The organism is Thermasporomyces composti (genome assembly GCF_003386795.1).
GTDB lineage: Bacteria > Actinomycetota > Actinomycetes > Propionibacteriales > Actinopolymorphaceae > Thermasporomyces > Thermasporomyces composti.
In genome coordinates, this window is sequence record NZ_QTUC01000001.1 from 912584 (window position 1) to 932087 (window position 19504).

General features: G+C 69.1%; 15 protein-coding genes, 1 tRNA gene and 1 riboswitch. Of the genes, 5 read left to right on the forward strand and 11 right to left on the reverse strand.

What is annotated here, in order from left to right; translation table 11 throughout:
* Positions 1-48 precede the first annotated feature (48 nt).
* The gene (locus DFJ64_RS03960) at positions 49-942 is read right to left on the reverse strand and encodes a DALR anticodon-binding domain-containing protein (protein ID WP_170152487.1); all 894 of its coding nucleotides are present in this window, start codon (positions 940-942) and stop codon (positions 49-51) included.
* 48 nt (positions 943-990) lie between these two features.
* Here DFJ64_RS03960 and DFJ64_RS03965 point away from each other — a divergent pair.
* From DFJ64_RS03965 to DFJ64_RS03975, 3 genes are all read left to right on the forward strand, one after another.
* A tRNA-Arg gene (locus DFJ64_RS03965) sits at positions 991-1062 on the forward strand.
* A gap of 510 nt (positions 1063-1572) precedes the next feature.
* Positions 1573-1788: riboswitch (cobalamin riboswitch) on the forward strand.
* A 68-nt stretch (positions 1789-1856) separates the two neighbouring features.
* Complete coding sequence (locus DFJ64_RS03970; RefSeq protein WP_281268485.1) at positions 1857-4376, forward strand: ribonucleoside-diphosphate reductase subunit alpha; 2520 nt, start codon at positions 1857-1859, stop codon at positions 4374-4376.
* Between the two features lie 13 nt (positions 4377-4389).
* Complete coding sequence (locus DFJ64_RS03975) at positions 4390-5472, forward strand: ribonucleotide-diphosphate reductase subunit beta (RefSeq protein ID WP_245940936.1); 1083 nt, start codon at positions 4390-4392, stop codon at positions 5470-5472.
* A 130-nt stretch (positions 5473-5602) separates the two neighbouring features.
* Here the strand turns inward: DFJ64_RS03975 and DFJ64_RS03980 are convergent, their stop codons facing one another.
* The 10 genes from DFJ64_RS03980 to DFJ64_RS04025 all read right to left on the reverse strand — a co-directional run bounded on the left by DFJ64_RS03980 (position 5603) and on the right by DFJ64_RS04025 (position 17525).
* Positions 5603-6088 carry an SRPBCC family protein gene (locus tag DFJ64_RS03980; protein ID WP_115849213.1) on the reverse strand — a complete coding sequence of 162 codons (486 nt, stop codon included), beginning with the start codon at positions 6086-6088 and terminating at the stop codon, positions 5603-5605.
* A complete protein-coding gene (locus DFJ64_RS03985) occupies positions 6085-6462 on the reverse strand; it encodes an ArsR/SmtB family transcription factor (protein WP_115849214.1) in 378 nt (125 codons plus the stop codon). Before DFJ64_RS03985 ends, DFJ64_RS03980 begins: the two co-directional genes overlap by 4 nt.
* 201 nt (positions 6463-6663) lie before the next feature.
* The gene (locus tag DFJ64_RS03990; protein ID WP_115849215.1) at positions 6664-10014 is read right to left on the reverse strand and encodes a S8 family serine peptidase; all 3351 of its coding nucleotides are present in this window, start codon (positions 10012-10014) and stop codon (positions 6664-6666) included.
* 318 nt (positions 10015-10332) lie between these two features.
* A complete protein-coding gene (locus DFJ64_RS03995; RefSeq protein WP_115849216.1) occupies positions 10333-11427 on the reverse strand; it encodes an ABC transporter permease in 1095 nt (364 codons plus the stop codon).
* Positions 11424-12245 carry an ATP-binding cassette domain-containing protein gene (locus DFJ64_RS04000; protein WP_115849217.1) on the reverse strand — a complete coding sequence of 274 codons (822 nt, stop codon included), beginning with the start codon at positions 12243-12245 and terminating at the stop codon, positions 11424-11426. The genes DFJ64_RS03995 and DFJ64_RS04000 overlap by 4 nt, the downstream gene beginning before the upstream one ends.
* Before the next feature lies 1 nt (position 12246).
* On the reverse strand, positions 12247-13035 hold the full coding sequence (locus tag DFJ64_RS04005; protein WP_115849218.1) for an enoyl-CoA hydratase/isomerase family protein: 789 nt from the start codon (positions 13033-13035) through the stop codon (positions 12247-12249).
* A complete protein-coding gene (locus DFJ64_RS04010; RefSeq protein WP_115849219.1) occupies positions 13032-14300 on the reverse strand; it encodes a CaiB/BaiF CoA transferase family protein in 1269 nt (422 codons plus the stop codon). The genes DFJ64_RS04005 and DFJ64_RS04010 overlap by 4 nt, the downstream gene beginning before the upstream one ends.
* A 189-nt stretch (positions 14301-14489) precedes the next feature.
* The gene (locus DFJ64_RS04015; RefSeq protein ID WP_115849220.1) at positions 14490-15737 is read right to left on the reverse strand and encodes an ABC transporter substrate-binding protein; all 1248 of its coding nucleotides are present in this window, start codon (positions 15735-15737) and stop codon (positions 14490-14492) included.
* Positions 15730-16665: an ABC transporter substrate-binding protein gene (locus DFJ64_RS04020; protein ID WP_170152488.1), complete on the reverse strand. Its 936-nt coding sequence runs from the start codon at positions 16663-16665 to the stop codon at positions 15730-15732. Before DFJ64_RS04020 ends, DFJ64_RS04015 begins: the two co-directional genes overlap by 8 nt.
* A gap of 74 nt (positions 16666-16739) precedes the next feature.
* Positions 16740-17525, reverse strand: coding sequence for an SDR family NAD(P)-dependent oxidoreductase (locus DFJ64_RS04025; protein ID WP_115849222.1), 786 nt, complete (start codon positions 17523-17525; stop codon positions 16740-16742).
* Positions 17526-17740: 215 nt separating this feature from the next.
* On the opposite strand from DFJ64_RS04025, the gene DFJ64_RS04030 reads away from it, so the two are divergent.
* Positions 17741-18802, forward strand: coding sequence for a LacI family DNA-binding transcriptional regulator (locus tag DFJ64_RS04030; protein WP_115849223.1), 1062 nt, complete (start codon positions 17741-17743; stop codon positions 18800-18802).
* Positions 18799-19410 carry a LysE family translocator gene (locus DFJ64_RS04035; protein ID WP_115849224.1) on the forward strand — a complete coding sequence of 204 codons (612 nt, stop codon included), beginning with the start codon at positions 18799-18801 and terminating at the stop codon, positions 19408-19410. Before DFJ64_RS04030 ends, DFJ64_RS04035 begins: the two co-directional genes overlap by 4 nt.
* Positions 19411-19504: the final 94 nt, after the last annotated feature.

Below are 19504 nucleotides of genomic sequence, written 5' to 3' on the forward strand. Positions count from 1 at the left end.
ACGCGAACCGGCGGACGCTGCGGCCGACCCGCGCAGCTGACCAGGGCCTCACATCCGGTCGGGCGCGGGGAGTCCACACCAGGCGAGGGCGCGACCGGCGACGACGCGGCTCGCCTCGGCCACGAGGAGCCGGGCACTGTGCGCGGGTGACGGCTCCTCGTCACCCCGAGGCAGCGGGCCCGCGCCCGCCTCGAACCTCTCCACCGCCGCCAGGAAACGGGCCACGTACGCGTCGAACGCCCGGGGACGCGCGCGCCCGCTGAGGTACCGCGCCACCACGCCGGGATAGTCGGCGAGTACACAGATCAGCTGGCGCGACTCCTCGGCTTCGAGCGCGGCGGGGTCCAGCCGCTCCGGGTCGCGATGCACGCCGAGCGCGTCCCCCGCTCGGAGCAAGCCGGCCAGCCGCGCGTGGGCGTACCGCAACGCGTCTCCAAGCCTCGGCGATAAACGGTGGCGTGGGCCGCGCGCTGCCTCGTCCTCCGCCACGGTGGCCTGCCCTGGCGGTGTGCCGTAGCTGGGCCCGGCGCGGAGGATCTCCCACACGATCGACGCGAGCGCGCCACCGCTGAGGCGGAGGTTGACGAACCCGGCCTCGGCCCAGCTGGCGTCCACGGCGTCGAGACGTTCCAACCGCTTCGCGACCAGCTCCGCCAGTCGGCTCGCCGTCAGCCGCGTGTCGGGGACGTCACCGGTGTGCGAGCGACGGCTGATCGACTGGTCAGCCTGGTCGATCGAGGACGAGCCGGAGGCGCTACGGGCTGTGGCGAGAAGTGGCCCCACGGGAAACGCCAGGTCACCCCGCGTGCCGGGGCGCTCGCCTACGTGGGTCGGTGGGACGAGCCGAATGCCGGCGCGCGGGTCGGTGTCGCACCGCGTCGCGTCCGGGACCACCTCGATGAAGGCGACGCGGATCTCGTCGGCCAGCCGGTCCAAGACCACCGCGTCAGCGTAGCCGGCTGGCGGCCTGGTACCCTTTTCGAGCCTCGAGCCCCCGTAGCTCAGGGGATAGAGCAACGGCCTCCGGAGCCGTGTGCGCAGGTTCGAATCCTGCCGGGGGCGCCCATCGGGTGCAGCGCATCTCAGGCAACACGCCGACAGCCGCTGAGACGATTCGCTCGTCCACTGCGACGACTCGCTCGTCACGGGCAGTCAGCTATGCCCAGGGCACGTGACGTTTGACCGATTCGAGGCGTCCGGCCTCTGCGTCGTTGCGTCCTCACACCGCTCTTCGGTGTGCTCGTGGCGGTGCCTAGGGGACGACACCCAACCCGATCGCCGGTGGCCAGGGCGACCGGGACCGGTGAACCCCCGCCCTGATCGTCGGCTACCCGGTCCTCACCGAGGCCGGCAAGGACGTCTGCAACACCCACCTCATCGCACCGGTCGCCCAGTCACGTGAGCACGGTGCGCGTCGGCTGCACCACTTCGCGGCGCTGTTCAGTGACTTCGCGGCGCTGTTCAGTGACGCGGGGCGACCGCCTCTGAGCACCCCGCCTGGGCCATGATCTCGACCCATTGCGACACGCCCACATTTTCTAGTGTTCTGTTGCAAACCCCGACACAACATGTAGTGTCTTCTCCGCTGGTGGTTCGCCCTGGCCGGTTGGGCTGGGGCGAGGCAAGAGGGAACCCGGTGAGAGTCCGGGACTGCCCCGCAGCGGTGAGTGGGAACGACCGCCGTCACCGAAGCACTGGACGGGTTCGTCTGGGAAGCGACGGCCAGTAGGTCCACCGGATCGGTGGGTGCCCGCGAGTCCGAAGACCTGCCATCAGCCCGTGCTCTGTCCCGAGCGCGGAAGTCCGGCGTGTCCGCGCCGGCACCAGCACGAGCTCACGAGGGGAGAGCTGTGACTGTGACACGGTCTGCTGCGACACCGTCTGCTGTAACACCGTCTGCTGCGGCACCGCCCGCTGAGGGGACGACGGACACTCCACTCATTCGTCGCGACGGGACGCCGTCGCAGGCGACAAGCGCACCCATCCCGTGGACCTGGATCGAGCACGTCGTGACGGAAGCCGTCGCCGGGATCGACGACGTCGCGACCGAGCCAGTGCTCGCCGAGGTCCGTCGCACCGTCTATCCCGGCATCGGCATCGGAGAGCTGGCCACGGCGCTCATCATGGCCGCGCGCACACTCGTCGAGCGGGAACCCAACTACTCGTTGGTGACCGCGCGGTTGCTGCTCAGCAAGCTGCGTGACGAGGCGCTGTCCTACCTCGCGGGCGAGCCGCGCCACATCAGCCACGCCGAGCTGGACTACGCGAGCTACTTCCGCGACTACCTTCGTCGGGCGATCGACCTCGACCTCGTGGACGGGCGCCTCGCAAGCTTCGACCTCGACCGTGTGGCGGCGGCCATCCGCCCGATGCGGGACCTCGACATCGCCTTCCTGGGCCTGCAGACGCTCTACGACCGTTACCTCCTCCACCACGACGGCACCCGCTTCGAGCTGCCACAGGCGTTCTTCATGCGGGTCGCCATGGGGCTGGCCGTGCATGAGGACGAGCGCGAGGCCCGCGCGATCGAGTTCTACGACCTGCTCTCGAGCTTCCGCTTCATGGTGTCAACACCCACGCTGTTCAACGCCGGAACGCCACGTCCACAACTGTCCTCGTGCTTCGTGACCACGGTCGAAGACGACCTGGACTCGATCTTCCAGTCGTACCGCAACAACGCCTTGCTGGCCAAGTACTCCGGAGGACTGGGGAACGACTGGACGCCCGTGCGTGGCATGGGCGCGCACATCAAGGGCACGAACGGCCGGTCCCAGGGCGTCGTGCCGTTCCTCAAGATCGCCAACGACACCGCCGTCGCGGTCAACCAGGGCGGAAAGCGTAAGGGAGCGGCCTGCGCGTACCTCGAAACGTGGCACATCGACATCGAGGAGTTCCTGGAGCTGCGGCGCAACACCGGTGACGAACGGCGGCGCACGCACGACATGAACACCGCGAACTGGATCCCGGACGAGTTCCTGCGCCGTGTCGAGGCCAACGCGGAGTGGACGCTGTTCTCCCCGGACGAGGTGCCCGACCTCCACGATCTCTACGGCAAGGAGTTCGCCAAGCGATACCGCGAGTACGAGGAGGCCGCCGACCGCGGTGAGATCAGGGTGTTCCGCAGGGTGCCGGCCGTCCAGCTGTGGCGCCGCATGCTCACCATGCTGTTCGAGACCGGGCACCCGTGGATCACGTTCAAGGACCCGTGCAACCTGCGCTCTCCGCAGCAGCACGTCGGCGTGGTGCACTCGTCGAACCTCTGCACCGAGATCACCCTCAACACCAGCCGTGACGAAGTCGCTGTGTGCAACCTGGGCTCGGTCAACCTGGCGCGCCACGTAACCCCGGAGGGACTCGACACGGAGCGTCTGCGGGCCACTGTCGCGACGGCTGTGCGGATGCTGGACAACGTCATCGACATCAACCTCTACACAATCCCGCAGGCACGTCGGTCCAACCTGCGGCATCGCCCGATCGGCCTGGGGATGATGGGGTACGCCGACGCGCTGCTGACTCTCGGGCTCCCAGTGGACGACCCCGCCGCCGTGGAGTTCGCCGATCGCAGCATGGAGCTCCTGTCGTACTACGCCATCGCCGCGTCGAGCGACCTCGCTGCCGAGCGAGGAAGGTACGAGACGTTCGACGGGTCGCTGTGGAGCCGGGGAGTGCTGCCCATCGACTCGCTCCGGCTGCTCGCCGACCACCGTGACGGCGACCTCGACGTCGACTACTCCACGACGATGGACTGGGCCGCGTTACGCGAGCGGGTCCGAACCGTCGGGATGCGCAACTCCAACGTCATGGCGATCGCGCCGACAGCCACCATCGCCAACATCTGCGGCGTGAACCCCTCGATCGAGCCGCTGTTCTCGAACCTCTACGTCAAGTCCAACATGTCGGGCGACTTCCTCGTTGTCAACCCTCACTTGGCGCGCGAGCTCAAGGAACGCGGACTGTGGGACGCGGCCATGGTGGCGGACTTGAAGTACCACGACGGGAGCGTGCGCAACATCGATCGGGTGCCCGACGACCTCAAACGTCGTTACGCCACCGCGTTCGAGATCGACCCGGCCTGGTTGATCCGGGCCGCGTCACGGCGGCAGAAGTGGATCGACCAGGCACAGTCGCTCAACCTCTACGTCCACGCGCCGAGCGGTCGCAAGCTCGACGAGCTCTACCGCATGGCCTGGCGCCACGGCCTCAAGACCACGTACTACCTGCGCTCCCGAGCCGCCACCAGCGTGGAGAAGAGCACCCTGCGCGGTACCGACGGCAAGCTCAACGCCGTTCCTGTCGTTCGACTTGACTCCGCTCACCCAGCCACGGCCGAGGCGGCCTGCCGTGTGAGCGATCCCGACTGCGAAGCGTGCCAGTGAGGAGCCCACCACCGTGACCCACACGATCGATCCGGACATCGTGAACACCACAGGCCTCGGCGAGATCCGACGCGGCGCCGAGCGGGTGAGCGTCGACGACAAGGCCATGATCAACGCTCGCGCCGACGTCAACCAGCTGCTTCCGTTGAAGTACTCGTGGGCCTGGGAGAAGTACCTGGCGGCATGCGCCAACCATTGGATGCCCACCGAGGTCGCGATGCAGGCCGATATCGCGCTCTGGAAGTCGCCCGACGGCCTCACCGAGGACGAGCGGCTCATGGTCAAGCGCAACCTCGGATTCTTCGCCACAGCCGAGTCGTTGGTGGCCAACAACCTGGTGCTGGCGGTCTACCGGCATCTCACCAATCCGGAATGCCGTCAGTACCTCCTCCGACAAGCCTTCGAGGAGGCCGTTCACACCCACACCTTCCAGTACATCTGTACCAGTCTGGGCCTGGACGAAGGCGAGCTGTTCAACGCCTACCGTGAGGTGCCCTCCATCGCCGACAAGGACGCGTGGGCGCTGCAGTACACCAGGAACCTCGAGGACCCGGGCTTTCGCACCAACACGCCGGAGGCCGCCCAGGCCTTCCTGCGGGACCTGATCGCCTTCTACGTGGTGTTCGAAGGCATGTGGTTCTACACCGGGTTCGCGCAGATCCTCTCGCTGGGGCGGCGCAACAAGATGGTCGGCATCGCCGAGCAGTACCAGTACATCCTGCGCGACGAGTCGATCCATCTGAACTTCGGTATCGACTGCATCAACCAGATCAAGCTCGAGAACCCGCACCTGTGGACGCCGGAGTTCGCCGCCGAGGTCCGCGGCATGCTCGTCGAGGCGTGTGAGCTCGAGGTCGCCTACGCACGCGACACCATGCCTCGCGGCATGCTCGGACTCTCCGCTCAGCTGTGCGAGCAGTACATGCACTTCATCACGGACCGCCGTGCCCAGCAGATCGGGCTGGACCCCATCTTCGGCGAGACCGAGAACCCGTTCCCGTGGATGGCGGAGGCCATGGACCTCCGGAAGGAGAAGAACTTCTTCGAGACCCGAGTGACCGAGTACCAGACCGGTGGCTCGCTCGACTGGGACTGACGCGCGAGTCGAGCAGGGGTGCGCCGGCGCGCCCGAGCCGGCGCACCCCATCCCCGCAGTTGGGCCGTCCTGCCCGCCGGCATGGCGGCGCAGCGCACGAGGGCGAGAGGAACGTGGACAGCGGCTGGACTTACTGGCGGGCGAGGAGGGCGTCGAGCATCGCGTAGCCCTCGACGACGCCGGCCTCCATCCCACTGGCGATCATCTGGTCCCGTGCCTCGATCGAGTCCAGGACGGACAGCGTCTCGAGGCGGGACCGCCCGTCGCCGAGGTCCTCGAACGTCGCGAACTCCAGGCTCACCATGTCCGGCATGCCCTCGTAGGTGAAGGTCTGCACGACGCGCTCGTGGGGCCGCACCTCGTGGAAGGAGCCATAGAAGGCGTACTCCTGCTCGCCTTCGATGTTGACGAACCGGTAGCTGCCACCGGTGCGTGCGTCCCAATGGTCGATCCGCGTGCTGGCCGAGGCGGGTCCCACCCACTGGGCGAAGAGCTCCGGCTCGACGTGGGCCCGGAAGACCCGCTCCGCCGGCGCGTCGAACTCGCGCGTGACCCGGATGGTCGGCAGCTGGGGGTCGACGTCGATGTGTGTCTCGTGCTTCGTCGAGGCGATCATGATGCTGCTCCTTGGTGGCGATGGCGCGTGGTCTGGTCGTCGTCCGCGCCCTCCATGTCCATGGCCGCCAGGACCGCGTCGAGACGGCGGTACCGCTCCTCCGCGCGCCGCCGGTACTTCTCGATCCACGCGGCCATGAGGTCGAGTACCTGCGGTTCGAGGCGGCACGGCCGGCGCTGCGCTTGGCGGCTCCGAGTCACCAGCCCGGCGTTCTCCAAGACCTTGAGGTGCTTGGAGACGGCTTGGACCGACATGTCGTAGTGCTCCGCGAGCTGGCCGACGGTCGCGTCACCGCTCGAGAGCCGAGCCACGATGTCCCGACGCGTGGGGTCAGCGAGAGCCGCGAACACACGGGACAGCTGGTCGTCGGTCACCGCTCGTCCTCTCAGTTCTCAACCAATCGGTTGTCAGCCACCGTACGCTGTGCCGACCTCATTGTCAACCGATCAGTTGTAAAACTGACTGGTTGACTAGCGTCGTCCATCGGGTTCGCCCACACGAAGCAGGCACAAGACGGACGAGCCAGTGACCCCACCGGAGGCAGAGCCACTGGCTCGTCGATCAGGCGGTGCGTACTACCTCACCGCGTAGGCGCGGATGATGGTCTGCTCGACCTTGTTGCCCCTGGTGTCGCTGGCCTTCGCGCGCAGCGAGACGTAGGACGCGTCGCGGTCCTTGACGACGGCCACCGCCGCAACCCAGCGGTCCTTGCCGACGCGAACCGCCCGCACGGGACGCCAGGAGCGGCCGTCGTCGGTCGACACCGACACCGACAGGCGGCGGATCACGCCGACCTTCGCGCCGTCCTGCGCCTGCAGCTTGATCGGCACCACCGTGGCTCGCTTGCCGCGGTTGGTCTGGTCGACCTTCGGGTCGAACCGCACCGCCCACAGCGGCAACGGTGTGGGCTCCTCGACGTGCTTCGACCGGAACGTCCACGTGGTCTCGACCTCGGTCGAGAACAACGAGTACGACGGCCTGGTCGCGCTGACCTTGAGTTGGTACGTCGACTCCTCGACCGGGACCGTGACGGTGTCGAGGTACCCGGGGTACTCGGTCTCCGCCACCTTCCTCCCGTCGCGGTACAGCGTCGTCCGCGCGGTATCGGTGAGCGATTCGCCGGCATGCCCACTCCCGTCGCCATACATCGGGATGCCGACGGAGATGGCGTCACCGTCGCGTTCAACGAAGGAAGCCGACCCCGTCACCGGAGCGAACACCGCGTCGTTCCACTGCTCGACGTAGCGGTGCCCCTTGCGGTATTGGCGGTCCTCAGACCACAGGGTCGTCTGGGGAACCGGCCAGCCCTCCTCGTCACGGACGAACTCCTCGACGTCGAAACTCCACGTCACCGACGCGGGCTCGAGATAGCTCGTCACCGTGTGGGGGAGATCCATGACGAGGCCGGGAATGATCCCGCCACTCATCGATTCAGCGACACCGAAGGCGAAGCGCATCGCCTGCCGGTCCGGCAGCTGGCGAGCGATGCGGGTGCGCACCGTGGCCAGGTCACGGTCGCGGACCGTCCGGTCGAAGCCGGTGTAGTACCGACCGTCCTGGGTGTCCACCAGTCCATACAGGTAGGGCGAGTTGGCGAAGTCGCCCTCCGGCCCTGGCACCGCCCACTGGCTGGTGACGTGGGCGGAGAACATCTCGCCCGACGCCGCAGGTCCCAGGTGAGCGGTGTACAGGCCGTCGAACGTGTCGCTTCCGAGTGTCGAACTCCCCTGGATGTGGTCGGTGCGCACGTCGTAGCCGACGGTCACCATCGCCGGACGCACCGACGGGCGTTCGACGGTGGTCGACAAGGGCTTGCCGAGCCGAGAGTCCGCGATGATCGTCTGGTCGCGGTCGAGGGTGAGGACGGGCTGGACGAGCAGGGTCAGCTCCCTCTCGTCCTCGTCGAACACCATGGTGTCGACGAGGTACCGACCGGCGGGCAGCCGGATCCGTGTCCTGCCGTCGACGACCTCGGTGAACTCCCACACCGACGCGTCGAGCCCCAGGATCATGCTGTCCGCGTCGTTCGTCGGCTGACCGCCGCGGTCCAGGTACTCGATGGTGAGGTCGTAGCTCTCGACCTCCTTGTTGACGCCGATCGGTGTGGCGACCGACACCCCCTCGGCGGTCGCCGTGAGCCGGCCACTGTAGAAGCCGTCCGGACCGTCGTGGGCGGTGTGGGAGGTGATGTCGACCGACGCGGAGCCGCCCGCCGGCACCGTGAGCGAGGTCTGGCTCAGCTCCACCGCCGACGCCGGCGCGGGCTCGCCGTCCGGCCCGGTGAGGGTCACCGCCAGCTCCAGCGTGACGTCGCTCGACCCGCTGTTGTGGTAGGTGACCGTCTTCGTCACCGGCTCGTCATCCTCGTGCGGCCACTCGGCCCGGCCGAACGACAGGCTCACCGGATCGGTCGTGACCGTCTGCGTCAACGCCCGGGACACGTCGACCCGCCCGGCGCCCTGCTCGAGCACGGTCACGTCCGGGTGCGGGACGGCCGACGCGACGAGGACTCGCTTGAGCTGCTCCCCTGTCCATTCCGGGTGCTGCTGGGCGAGCAGCGCCGCGGCACCAGCGACGTGGGGCGCGGCCATGGAGGTCCCGTCAGCGGAGACGTAGTGGTCACCCACCGGTGGCCCCATCTCGGTGCCGGCCGCCCGAGCCGCCACGATCTCCACACCCGGCGCCGTGACGTCCGGCTTGATCGCCCCGTCGCCGACGCGTGGCCCGCGGCTGGAGAAGAAGGCGAGCTCGTCGGACTTGTCCACCGCACCAACGGTCAACGCCGCGTCCGCGCTTCCCGGCGACTCGACGCTCTCCTCCTCCGGACCGCTGTTGCCAGCGGAGATGACGAACAGCGCGCCCGTCTCCTCGCTCAGCCGGTTCACCGCCTCCTCGAGCGGGTCCACCTCCGGCGTGTCCGCGCCACCGAGGCTCAGGTTGAGGATGTCGGCCTGCTGCTCGACCGCCGCCCACTCCATGCCGGCCACGATCGCCGACTCGTCGCAGAAGCCGTCCCGGCCGCACACCTTCGCGTCCAGCAGGCTGGCCTCGGGCGCCACGCCGGTGTACGTCCCGTCGGATGCCGCACCCGTGCCGGCGATGGTGGAGGCCACGTGCGTGCCGTGCCCGAAGTCGTCACCGAGGCCTTCGCCGGTGAAGTCCTTCGCCGCCTTGACCTTGCCGTCCAGGTCAGGGTGCGTGGCGTCGATCCCTCCGTCGACCACCGCGACGGTCACACCCTCACCTCGGTAGCCGGCGTCCCACGCCGCCGGCGCACCGATCTGCGGCACGCTCTGGTCGAGCGCCAACCGACGCTTCCCATCGAGCCAGACCTTCTCGATGCCCGCGGCGAACGTGCGAGCGACGCCGTTCCGTTCGACGACGAGGTCGTTCCAGAAACTGGTCGCCGAGTCCTTGGCTACCTCGAGCGCCGTGGCGTCGATGACCGGGAGCGACCTGAGGTCCGTGCCACCCGCCTCCGCCAGGTGACCGCGTCCGCGTGTCCGGGCGGTGTCGCTTCCGTACGCGACGATGAGCGGGACGGCGCCCTGTCGCCGGTCGTCGTAACCCGCCTCGACCAGGCCGGTCACGTCGAACAGCCGACGGTCGAGCACGCCCTGACGGAGCAGCGGCAGCGCGTCGAGAGGGATGACGTACAGGTGCCCGTCGACGACGCGGGTGAGGAAGCGGGTGCCATGCCGGCCCGGGCCTGGGACGATCCCCGCTGAGGTGGCCGTCGCGGACGGCAGCACGACCCGGTCTCCGGTCAGGAGGGTGACCGACACCCGCGCTGGCGCCTGCCGAGACACGCTCTCCGACGTCGGGACGTCAGGCCCCCGCCCAGCGGAGACCTGTCCCACGGCGGGCGCCACCGGAGTCATGGCGACCGCCAGCCCAGCCAGGCCGGCGACCGCGGTGACGCACACACGCCGCCACCATCGGACAGCACTCGCCGAACGGCTGGCTACCCCCCGACGCTCAGCAGACGTCGGCCTCCGAACCGCTGGGAACTCGTTTCGACCCCGACCACGCCGCGGTGGTGGACGCATGCGCTACCTCCCCGTCAACGAACACGGGGACGCGACAGCGTCCCACCGGGCCACCTGTCTGAGCCCCCGTGTCCTGTGGCGACCCTGACGTTGCCGTCAGGTAACGATCAACGCCCCAAGGATCACTGAGGTGATCGACTGTATCCAGGCACCGCGGACGAGCTTTACCGATTCGTGATCACGATCGAGCGTCGCTCAGCTACGCTCCCGGGCACGTCGGCGCACCTGGTCCAGGTAGACCGCGGCGATGAGCACGGCACCAACGGCGACGTTCTGCCAGTACGGGTTGACGCCGATGGTGACGAATCCGCTCTGCAGGACAGCGGGGATGAGGACGCCGACGACCGTGCCGGCCACCTTGCCGACCCCGCCGAACAGGCTCGTCCCCCCGAGGACGACGGCCGCGATGGCGGCGAGGTTGTCCGTGCTGTGACCGGAGATGGTCGTGGTACTGAAGTGCGCGAGCGACATCACCCCGGCGAGACCGGCGAGCGCCCCCATGAGCGCGTAGACCTTGACCAGGTGCCGGTCGACCCGGATCCCGACCCGTCGCGCGGCCTCGGGATTCGACCCGATCGCGTACGTGTACCGCCCGAATCGAGTGAACGCGAGGACCAGGCCGAGGACGAGGGCGACCACCCCGGCGATCACCACGAGCCACGGCACCACCCCGAAGGCCAGTCCGAAGCCGAGCGTGCTCACCAGGCGTCGTGGAACACCCCGGACGTCGGTCCCGCCGGTCACCAGGTACGAGGCGCCGAGGGCCATGCCCAGGGTGCCGAGCGTGGCGATGAGCGGCGGCACCTTGGCCTTGGCGACCAGGAGGCCATTGACCACGCCCCAGAGCAGGCCCGCGGCGAGACCGGCGAGGACGCCGACGACGACCACACCCCACCCCGCCTCGGCGGCACCCGCGTCCGGGTTTGTGGGGTCGCTGCCGAGCGCGAGCATCGTCTTGGCAGCGACCACACCGGAGAAGATGAGCACCGACCCGACCGAGAGGTCGATCCCCGCGGTCACGATGACGAACGTCATGCCAACGGCGAGGACGAGCAGAGCCGCGTTGTCGGCGGCGATGCTTCGGATGTTGACCGGGTTGGCGAAGTTCGGCTCGACCGCGGTGAAGAAGACGACCAGCGCGAGGAGCACGGCGAAGATCCATGCGACGTTGCTCGTCACGAGCCGAGCCGCGAGGTGACGCGACAGCGACCGCCGTGGGGCGTCGGCCGGTGCCGCTTCCGCGTGAGTCGACGCCGCGTGGGTCGACTTCTGGTTCGTGGTGTCAGTCATGCCAGCCCTCCGGGCTCGCTCTCTTCTGACCGCCCGTCCGCTGACTCCCCCTCGACCGGAGGGCGCTCGGTTCGCAGGGCGCCCGTCATGGCGGCGACCAGGTCGTCGAGGGACGCCTCCCGCGCGGTGAACCGCGCGACCCGCTGACCGAGCCGGAGCACCTCCACTCGGTCGGCGACCGCGAGGACCTCGGGCATGTTGTGGCTGATCAGCACCACCGCGACGCCGCGGTCGCGTACCCGGCGGATCACGTCGAGGACCCGCTCGCGCTGGACGACGCCGAGCGCCGCCGTCGGCTCGTCCATGAAGACGACCTTCGACGCCCACGCCACCGCCCGGGCCACCGCGATGCTCTGCCGCTGCCCGCCCGAGAGGGAGGCGACGGGGGCGCTCGGGTCCGGCAGCTCGATGCCGAGGTCGCCGAACGCCTTGGTCGCCCGGCGTCGCATGTATCGCCGGTCGAGCACACCCAGACGGCCCAGCAGGCCGGGGCGCACGGGCTCACGACCGAGGAACAGGTTGGCGGCCGGGTCGAGGTCCGCGGCAAGGGCGAGGTCCTGGTAGACGACCTCGATGCCGAGGCGGCGCGCCTCCGCGGGGCTGTCGAGGCTCACCACCCGGCCGTCGAAGCGGATCACCCCCGCGTCGGGCCGCTCCGTCCCCGACAGGCACTTCACCAACGTGCTCTTGCCGGCTCCGTTGTCGCCGACCAGAGCAACGACCTCCCCTGGGTAGACGCTGAAGTCGGCGCCGCGCAGCGCCTGGACGTGGCCGTACGTCTTCACCAAGCCGATGGCCTGCAGCCGAGGCGTCGCCATCTCAGCGTCCCACGAACACCGGCTCGCGCTTCTCGATGAACGCGCGGATTCCCTCGCGAGCGTCCTCGCTCGCGTAGAGCGCGGACAGCACTCGTTGCTCCAGCGTCCACGCGGCGCCCAGTGGAGCCTCCACCCCATCGTCGACGAGTCGCTTCGCTTCTCGCACCGCGAGTGGCGCCCGTTCGGCGAGAGCGTGGGCGAGCTCCAACGCGGCGGGCAAGAGCTGGTCCGGGTCGACGACGCGGCTCACCAGTCCGCGCCGCTCGGCCTCGTCCGGGCGCATGGCGCGCCCGGTCATGACCAGCTCCTTCGTTGCCCGCACGCCGATCGCCCGGGCGAGTCGTTGGGTGCCCCCGCCGCCGGGGAGCAAGCCTAGCTTGACTTCCGGCAACGCGAACCGCGCCGCGGTCGAGGCCACGATGAGGTCGCACGCCAGCGCGACCTCGAAGCCGCCACCGAACGCGTAGCCGTTGACGGCCGCGATCGTCGGCTGCGGCAAAGCGGCGAGCTTGCCGAATGCCGCCCGACCCAGCCGCTGGTAGGCGTCGAAAGCCGCGTGGGAGACTCCGTCGTACTCGGAGATGTCGGCGCCGGCGATGAACCCGCGCCCAGTGCCGGTGACCACGAGGACCCGCACGTCGTCGTCGTGAGCCAGCTCGTCGAGATAGGTGACGAGCGTCTCGAGCATGCTTCTGGACAACGCGCCGAGCTTGTCCTCGCGCCGTACACGCAGGACGGCGACAGCACCGTCCCTCTCCTCTGCGAGGTGCTCGTGCAGGTCTCGCGTCACGACTGCCCCCTTCCTCTCGCACCCGTTCCTCTCGCGCCCTGCTCGTCACGCCTCGCGCCTTCCCCGGCCCTTCCCCGTGCGGCCCCTGGCGCACTGGCCGCCTTTCCCAGCACCTTGGCGAGCCGGTCAGGGTCGAGCACCTCGGCCAGCACCTCCTCGGTGTGCTCGCCGACCAGCGGTGGCGGCTGACGCACGGTCCACGGCGTCTCCGTGAAGGTGATCGGGCATCCGACCAGCTCGAGTGTCCCGGCGCGCGGATGCTCGACCCGGCACAGCAGAGGCGACTCCTCCGCGCGCAGCTCGTCGACCGCATCCCGCAACGAGCGAACCTCCGCCGCCCAGAGCCCAGCTGGCAGCAGCAGGTCGAGCCAGTCCTTCGTCGTGCGCCGCGGTGTGATCCGCTCCAGTCGCTCCTTGATCTCGTCCCGGTCGATCCAAGGGTCCAGCTTCGACAGCGACGGCTCGTCGAAGACGCGGGCCACGTCCGTCACGTCCGCCATGGCGAGCGCGAGCCACCCGTCCGCAGTGGGATAGATGCCGCACGGGGCTGACAGCCAGGGTGAGGCGATCCCGGCGCGGGAGCGTTCGAAGGTCTTGTGCTGGTTGACCATCGCCGAGATCTCCTGGCACTGCACCGCGATCGCGGTGGAGTACAGGTCGACCTGGACCCACTGGCCGATCCCTCGGCGTTCCCGCGCCAGGAGTGCCGCGAGGATCGCGACCGCGAGGGTGAGCGAGGTGCTGGCGTCGACGATCGAGGTGCCGGCGAACGTGGGTGGACCATCAGCGCGACCAGTGTTGGCGGCGAGCCCGGACATCGCCTGGATCAGCAGGTCCTGACCCGGTCGGTTCTCCTTGGCGAACGTGCCTTCTTGGCCCCATCCCGAGCCCGAGCAGTAGACGATGCGCGGGTTGACGGCACGGAAGTCCTCGTACCCCAGGCCCAGTCGGTCCATGACCCCGGGTCGGAAGTTCTCCACCACGACGTCACAGGTGCGGCCCAGCTCGAGCAACGCGTCGCGGGCGTCCGGGTCTTTGAGGTTGAGCGCCACAGACCTCTTGTTACGGTTCATGGCGAGGAACGCCGCGCTGTCGCCCGCGACCAGCTCGCCCATCATGGCCAGGCCGCGTTCCCACTCGCCGGTCTCCGGCCGCTCGACCTTGATGACGTCGGCGCCCATGTCGCCGAGCATCTGGGTGGCGAACGGACCGAGCATCATCTGGGTGAAGTCGAGGACCCTGATGCCGTCGAGAGCGCCGGGCATCGTCGTCGTCCTTTCTCGGTGTTCGGTTCCCGGTGTTCGGTTGTGGTTCTTGGTTCTCGGTGCTCCGTTTCCTGTGTTCCGTTTCTCTGTGCCGTTTCTGTGTGCCGTTCCTGTGTGCCTTTTCTTGGGGGCTCCGTTCTCGGTGTCCGGTTCTTGGGCTCACCGGTCGTCGCTGGTGCCGGGACGGCTTCAGCGGCCGTCCCTAGCCCTCCGGTGGTCGTCGAGGAGTCGGTCGAGAACGCGGACGATCTCGGCGGGTGCCGAGCCGGCCGAGAGCTCCTCGGCGAGGAGTCCGCTCGCCTCCTCCTGAAACGCCCGCCACCAGGGAGTGCGGGGACGGGTCCAGACGGCGTCCATCGTGGCCCTGGTATCGCGAAAGAACCCGCCCACCAGGGCGTCGGCCTCCGGATCCGACCAGGTGGCCGCGCTCGCCGGCTGTCCCTCGTTGGGGAGGACGACGTACCGCTGGGCGGTCGTCCCACTCACCCAGCTGGCGAACGCCGCCGCCTCGACGCGGTGGGCGCTCGTGGCCGAGACGCCGATACCAGCCCCGCCAAGGGTTGACCCGCGTGGGCCGGTGGCCTCGCCCGTGCCGACGGCGGACGCGTCGGCGCCGCGCGCGCCCGTCGTGGTGAGATGCCGCGCGCAGCCGCCGGGGGAAGACGCGGTGGGGATGCCCGTGGTAGGGATGTTGGTGAAGCGCACCGGGCGGCCGCTCGTGGACGGCCGCGAGTAGTTCGTGTAGCCGAACAGCAGCGGGACGTAGACGATCGCGTCGTCGCTCGTCATCCGGTCGAGCAGGGCTGGCGGATTCAAGCTGAACGACGAGCGGTCGACCACCTGCGCGAGCGTGGCGAGCAGTGCCACCGCGTCGCGATGGAAGCCGGACGCCTCGGCGTCCAGTGGGGTCCCGAGGCTGGCCGAGATGGTGAGCAGGCTGCAGAACGCGTCAGCCGGGTACAGCGGCAGGACCACCTTGCCCGGCAAGGCGCGCGCCAAGGCCACCACGTCGTCCCACGTGGCCGGGACCTCGACCTCGTGGGCCGCCAGGAGATCGGGGCGGAACGCGGCGACCTGGCAGGCCGCGTCAACGGCGAGTCCCCACTGGTGACCCGCGTACTGGTAGCTGGCGTGGCTCCCACCGACCGTGTCCGCCGCATGGGCGTCGAGGACCTCGTCCGGCAGGAGGTCGTCCAGCGGAGCCAGGCATCCGGCGCGCGCGGCTGCCCCGACCATGGGGTGGTCGAAGACGATGAGGTCGTAGTCCGCGGCGAGCTCCTCGACCGCTTGGTCGTTGAACGCTGACAAGGGCCGGGCGTCCCACGCCACCTCGACACCGCGGACCGACCGCCACACAGCGGCCGCGGCAGCCATGGGTTTGACACAGCGGGCGTGGTCCCAGCAGATGCCGCGCAGACGCACACGCTGATCAGGCACCAGTGCACGACTCCCGGTAGAGGTACTTCTGGGTCTCCGGATCGTCGAGGTTGTCCTTCGTCGCCACGAACGACCCGGTGCGGATGAGCTTGGTGACCGGCTTGCCGGAGAGGGCGTTGACCGCTTGCTCCACGCCCTCGGCGCCGATGTCGAGCGGCTTCAGGACGACCTGGCCTTGCGCGGATCCGTCGCGCAGCGCCTGCACACCGCTGGGGTTGGCGTCGAAGCCGATGAGCTTGATCTCCCCGGATTTGTGGGCGTTCCGGATACCCGTCGCCGCGCCCTGCCCCGTCAAGGTGTTGGTGGCGAACACAGCAGCCAGGTTGGGATGGGCGGCCAGGGTCGATGTCACGACTGAGCTGGCCTTGGCCGCGTCGTCCCCGGCGAAGCGCTCGCCGACGTACTCGATGCCGGGCTCCTGGGCGAGGCGCTTCTCGAATCCGCGGACCCGAGCCGCCACCGTGGACACTCCTGGCTGGGTGTTGATCGTGACGACGGCGCCCGTGCCGCCGGTGAGTCTGATGACCTCCTCCGCCGCCTTCTCCCCGGCCAGTTCGTCATCCGAGGTCACCTGGGAGACGGCGAAGGAGGGGTTCTTGACGGTGGTGTCGACCAAGACCACCGTGATGCCGTGCGCGGCCGCCTGCTCCAACGGCGCCTGCAAGGCGGTGTCGTCGACGGGTGCGATGAGGATCGCGTCCGGACGCGCGGCGATGACCGAGTTGAGGATCGGGATCTGCTCCGCCGCGTCCCACTTGTTGGGCCCCTGGACGTCGAGCTCGACCCCGAGCTTCTTCGCGGCCTGGCGGGCGCCGCAGGCCAACGATCCGTAGAAGTCGTCACCCTTCAAGCCGACGATCAGGCTGATCCGATAGCCGTCGCCGCCGGACCCTGTGTCCTCCGCACCGCAACCCGCCGCACTCGCCACGACGAGGCCCACGGAAAGGAATGCCAGGAAAGCTCTGCGCAGCGGATGCAATTGCTCCTCCCTCCCCGCGGGTGTCATCGCGCGGCGGCGCGCGATCCGAGGACCGTGAGGCCACCATCGACGGGCACACACGCACCGGTGATGAAGGACGAGTCCTCCGACGCAAGGAAAGCCACGACGGCGGCCACTTCCTCGCACTGTCCGAAGCGTCCGAGGGCGTGCATGGCGTTCCAGCTCTCGATGAGAGCCGCCGGATCCGGAGCGGTGCGGAAGATCTCCTCGTTCATCGGGCTCATGATCGTCCCGGGCGCGATCGCGTTGACCCGGATGCGATCCGGTGCGTACTCGACCGCGGCTTGCTGAGTGAGGGAGATGATCGCGCCCTTCGTGGCCGCGTACGCCGCCCAACCGGGGAAGCCGCGAAGCGCCTGCGCGCTCGATGCGTTCACGATCGACCCACCACCCGAGGCGCGCAGGTGCGGGATCGCGTACTTCATCGCGTACCAGATGCCTTTGAGATTGACGGCGAAGACCCGGTCCCAGTCCTCCTCCGGCATATCGGTGACGGATCCGCCGACGGCGATGCCGGCGATGTTGACGAGGACGTCGAGCCGCCCGTACCGGTCGGTGACCGCGCGCACCAGCGCAGCGACGTCGTCCACGCGGCTCACGTCGGTCGGGACCGCCATCGCCTCACCGCCGTTGTCGATGATCTCGTGGAGCACCTTCTCCAGGCCGGTCACGTCGACGTCGGCGAGACCGACCGTGGCCCCTTCGGCGGCGAGGCGAAGAGCGCAGGCGCGACCGATGCCCTTGGCCGCACCCGTCACGATGCCGATCTTGCCGTCGAACCTGCGCATGGACGGCTCCCTTCGTGACGTCGCCGGGCCGAGACGTGGAACACGCGGGTCCAGCGCCGTCGGGCTGAGGAAAAACGTTTTACTGCGACCGGTCCTCATTCTCGGCGCGTCGGGCTGCCAAAGTGTCCCGGACGGCGCGAACGTGGCCGCACCCGGTCGTCCGCCGAGCCGACCGGGTACTCGTTCCGCCGTCCGGACCGCTCGAAGGGAGGTCGATGGCCACCATCACCGACGTGGCACGCCGTGCCGGGGTCTCACCCTCCGTCGTCTCGCGTCTGCTCAACAACGACCCGACGCTGCGGATTCGAGACGACACTCGTGCTCGTGTGCTCCGAGTGGTCGAAGAGCTCGACTACGCGCCACACCACGCCGCCCGGGCTCTGCGCCGCTCGCAGGTCGGCGCCCTCGGCCTCGCGGTGCCTGACATGCACAACCCCGTCTACGCGGCCATCCTGGAAGGCGCGCGACCGGCGGCGACCGAGCACGGGTACTTGCTCATGCTGACCAGCCTCGACGATCTGGCGTCCAACACCACCATGTCCCGTCGGATCGTCCGCGGCGGGGCGATCGACGGGCTCCTCGTGCAGCGAGACAGCCCGACTGCAGCGCGAGTCGTCGATCGCATCACCGCCCGCCGCATGCCGGTCGTCGTGCTGAACGAGCGGGTACGCGCACCCATCGCGGGCGTTGCGGTGGACGACCGTGCCGCGGCGAGACTGGCCACGAGACACCTGCTCGAGTTGGGGCACACCGAGATCGCCCACCTGCGCGTCCGTGGCAACAACTCGCGCTCGCGGGACCGAGAGGCCGGGTGGCGAGACGCGCTGAAGGAAGCGGGCCTGACGCCTCGCGCTGAGCTGGTGGCCAACGGTGGCGCCGTTCCAGAGAGCGGCTTTCACGGCCTCCTCGAGCTGCTCCGACGACCACGCCCTCCGACCGCCGTCTTCGTGGGGAGTGTTCTCGCCGCCGTCGGCGCCCTCACCGCCGCTCGCCACGCGGGCCTCACCGTGCCCGACGACCTGTCGATCATCGGCTATCACGACACCTGGCTGGCCGAGCACGTCGACCCGCCCCTCACCGTCGTCCGCTTGCCGCTCGTCGACATGGGACGGGAAGCCGTCCGGCTCCTCGTCGACCTGATCAACGGCAGGCCCGCCCAGCAAGTGCTCCTCGACACTCCTACGCCCGAGCTGGTCGTCCGCGCGTCCACCGCGCCACCACGCAGAGCCAGGCGGGCGGGCGCGCGCCCGCGGCACAGGGAAAGGAAGCGCCCATGACTGTTGAGTTCCTGCTGACCTCGCTCATCGTTGTCGCCAGTCCTGGCGCCGGTGTGCTGTACACGGTGGCGACCGGCCTCGCCCGAGGCGCACGCGCCAGCCTCGTCGCCGCCGTCGGCTGCACGCTCGGCATCGTCCCGCACATGGCGGCGGCCGTGACCGGTCTCGCCGCGCTTCTCCATACGAGCGCCCTGGCGTTCCAGACCCTCAAGTACCTCGGCGTCGCCTACTTGCTCGTCATGGCGTGGCGCACTCTCAAGGACACCGGCGTGCTAACGGTCGAGGCGGACACGAGACCGCGAACGGCCATCCAACTGATCGTCTCCGCCATCCTGATCAACATCCTCAACCCGAAACTCACGATCTTCTTCTTCGCGTTCCTGCCGCAGTTCGTGCCCACCGGTGAACCCGACGCGCTCGTCCGCATGGTCGAGCTCAGCGCCGTCTTCATGCTGCTCACGCTGATCGTGTTCACTTGCTACGGGTGGTTCGCCGGCAGCATCCGCTCCCACGTCATCTCCCGACCCGGTGCGCTGCGCTGGATGCGCCGCAGTTTCGCGGCGGCGTTCGCCGCTCTGGGAGCCCGCCTGGCGTTCACGGACCGGTAACGAGTGGCTCCGCCTCGACTGGCGTGGCGCACGGTCGATCGGGCATCGTTCTCGCCTCCGCTTCCCCCGAGAGCGCTCGGATCCTTGCGTCACC

Coding starts and splice junctions, on each gene's coding strand:
- DFJ64_RS04010 (WP_115849219.1), bottom strand. CDS start 14,300: ATGCCCGGCGCTCTCGACGGCATCAGGGTCCTCGACTTCACCCAGATG.
- DFJ64_RS04000 (WP_115849217.1), bottom strand. CDS start 12,245: ATGGCGACGCCTCGGCTGCAGGCCATCGGCTTGGTGAAGACGTACGGC.
- DFJ64_RS04035 (WP_115849224.1), top strand. CDS start 18,799: ATGACTGTTGAGTTCCTGCTGACCTCGCTCATCGTTGTCGCCAGTCCT.
- DFJ64_RS03980 (WP_115849213.1), bottom strand. CDS start 6,088: ATGATCGCCTCGACGAAGCACGAGACACACATCGACGTCGACCCCCAG.
- DFJ64_RS03995 (WP_115849216.1), bottom strand. CDS start 11,427: ATGACTGACACCACGAACCAGAAGTCGACCCACGCGGCGTCGACTCAC.
- DFJ64_RS04025 (WP_115849222.1), bottom strand. CDS start 17,525: ATGCGCAGGTTCGACGGCAAGATCGGCATCGTGACGGGTGCGGCCAAG.
- DFJ64_RS04030 (WP_115849223.1), top strand. CDS start 17,741: ATGGCCACCATCACCGACGTGGCACGCCGTGCCGGGGTCTCACCCTCC.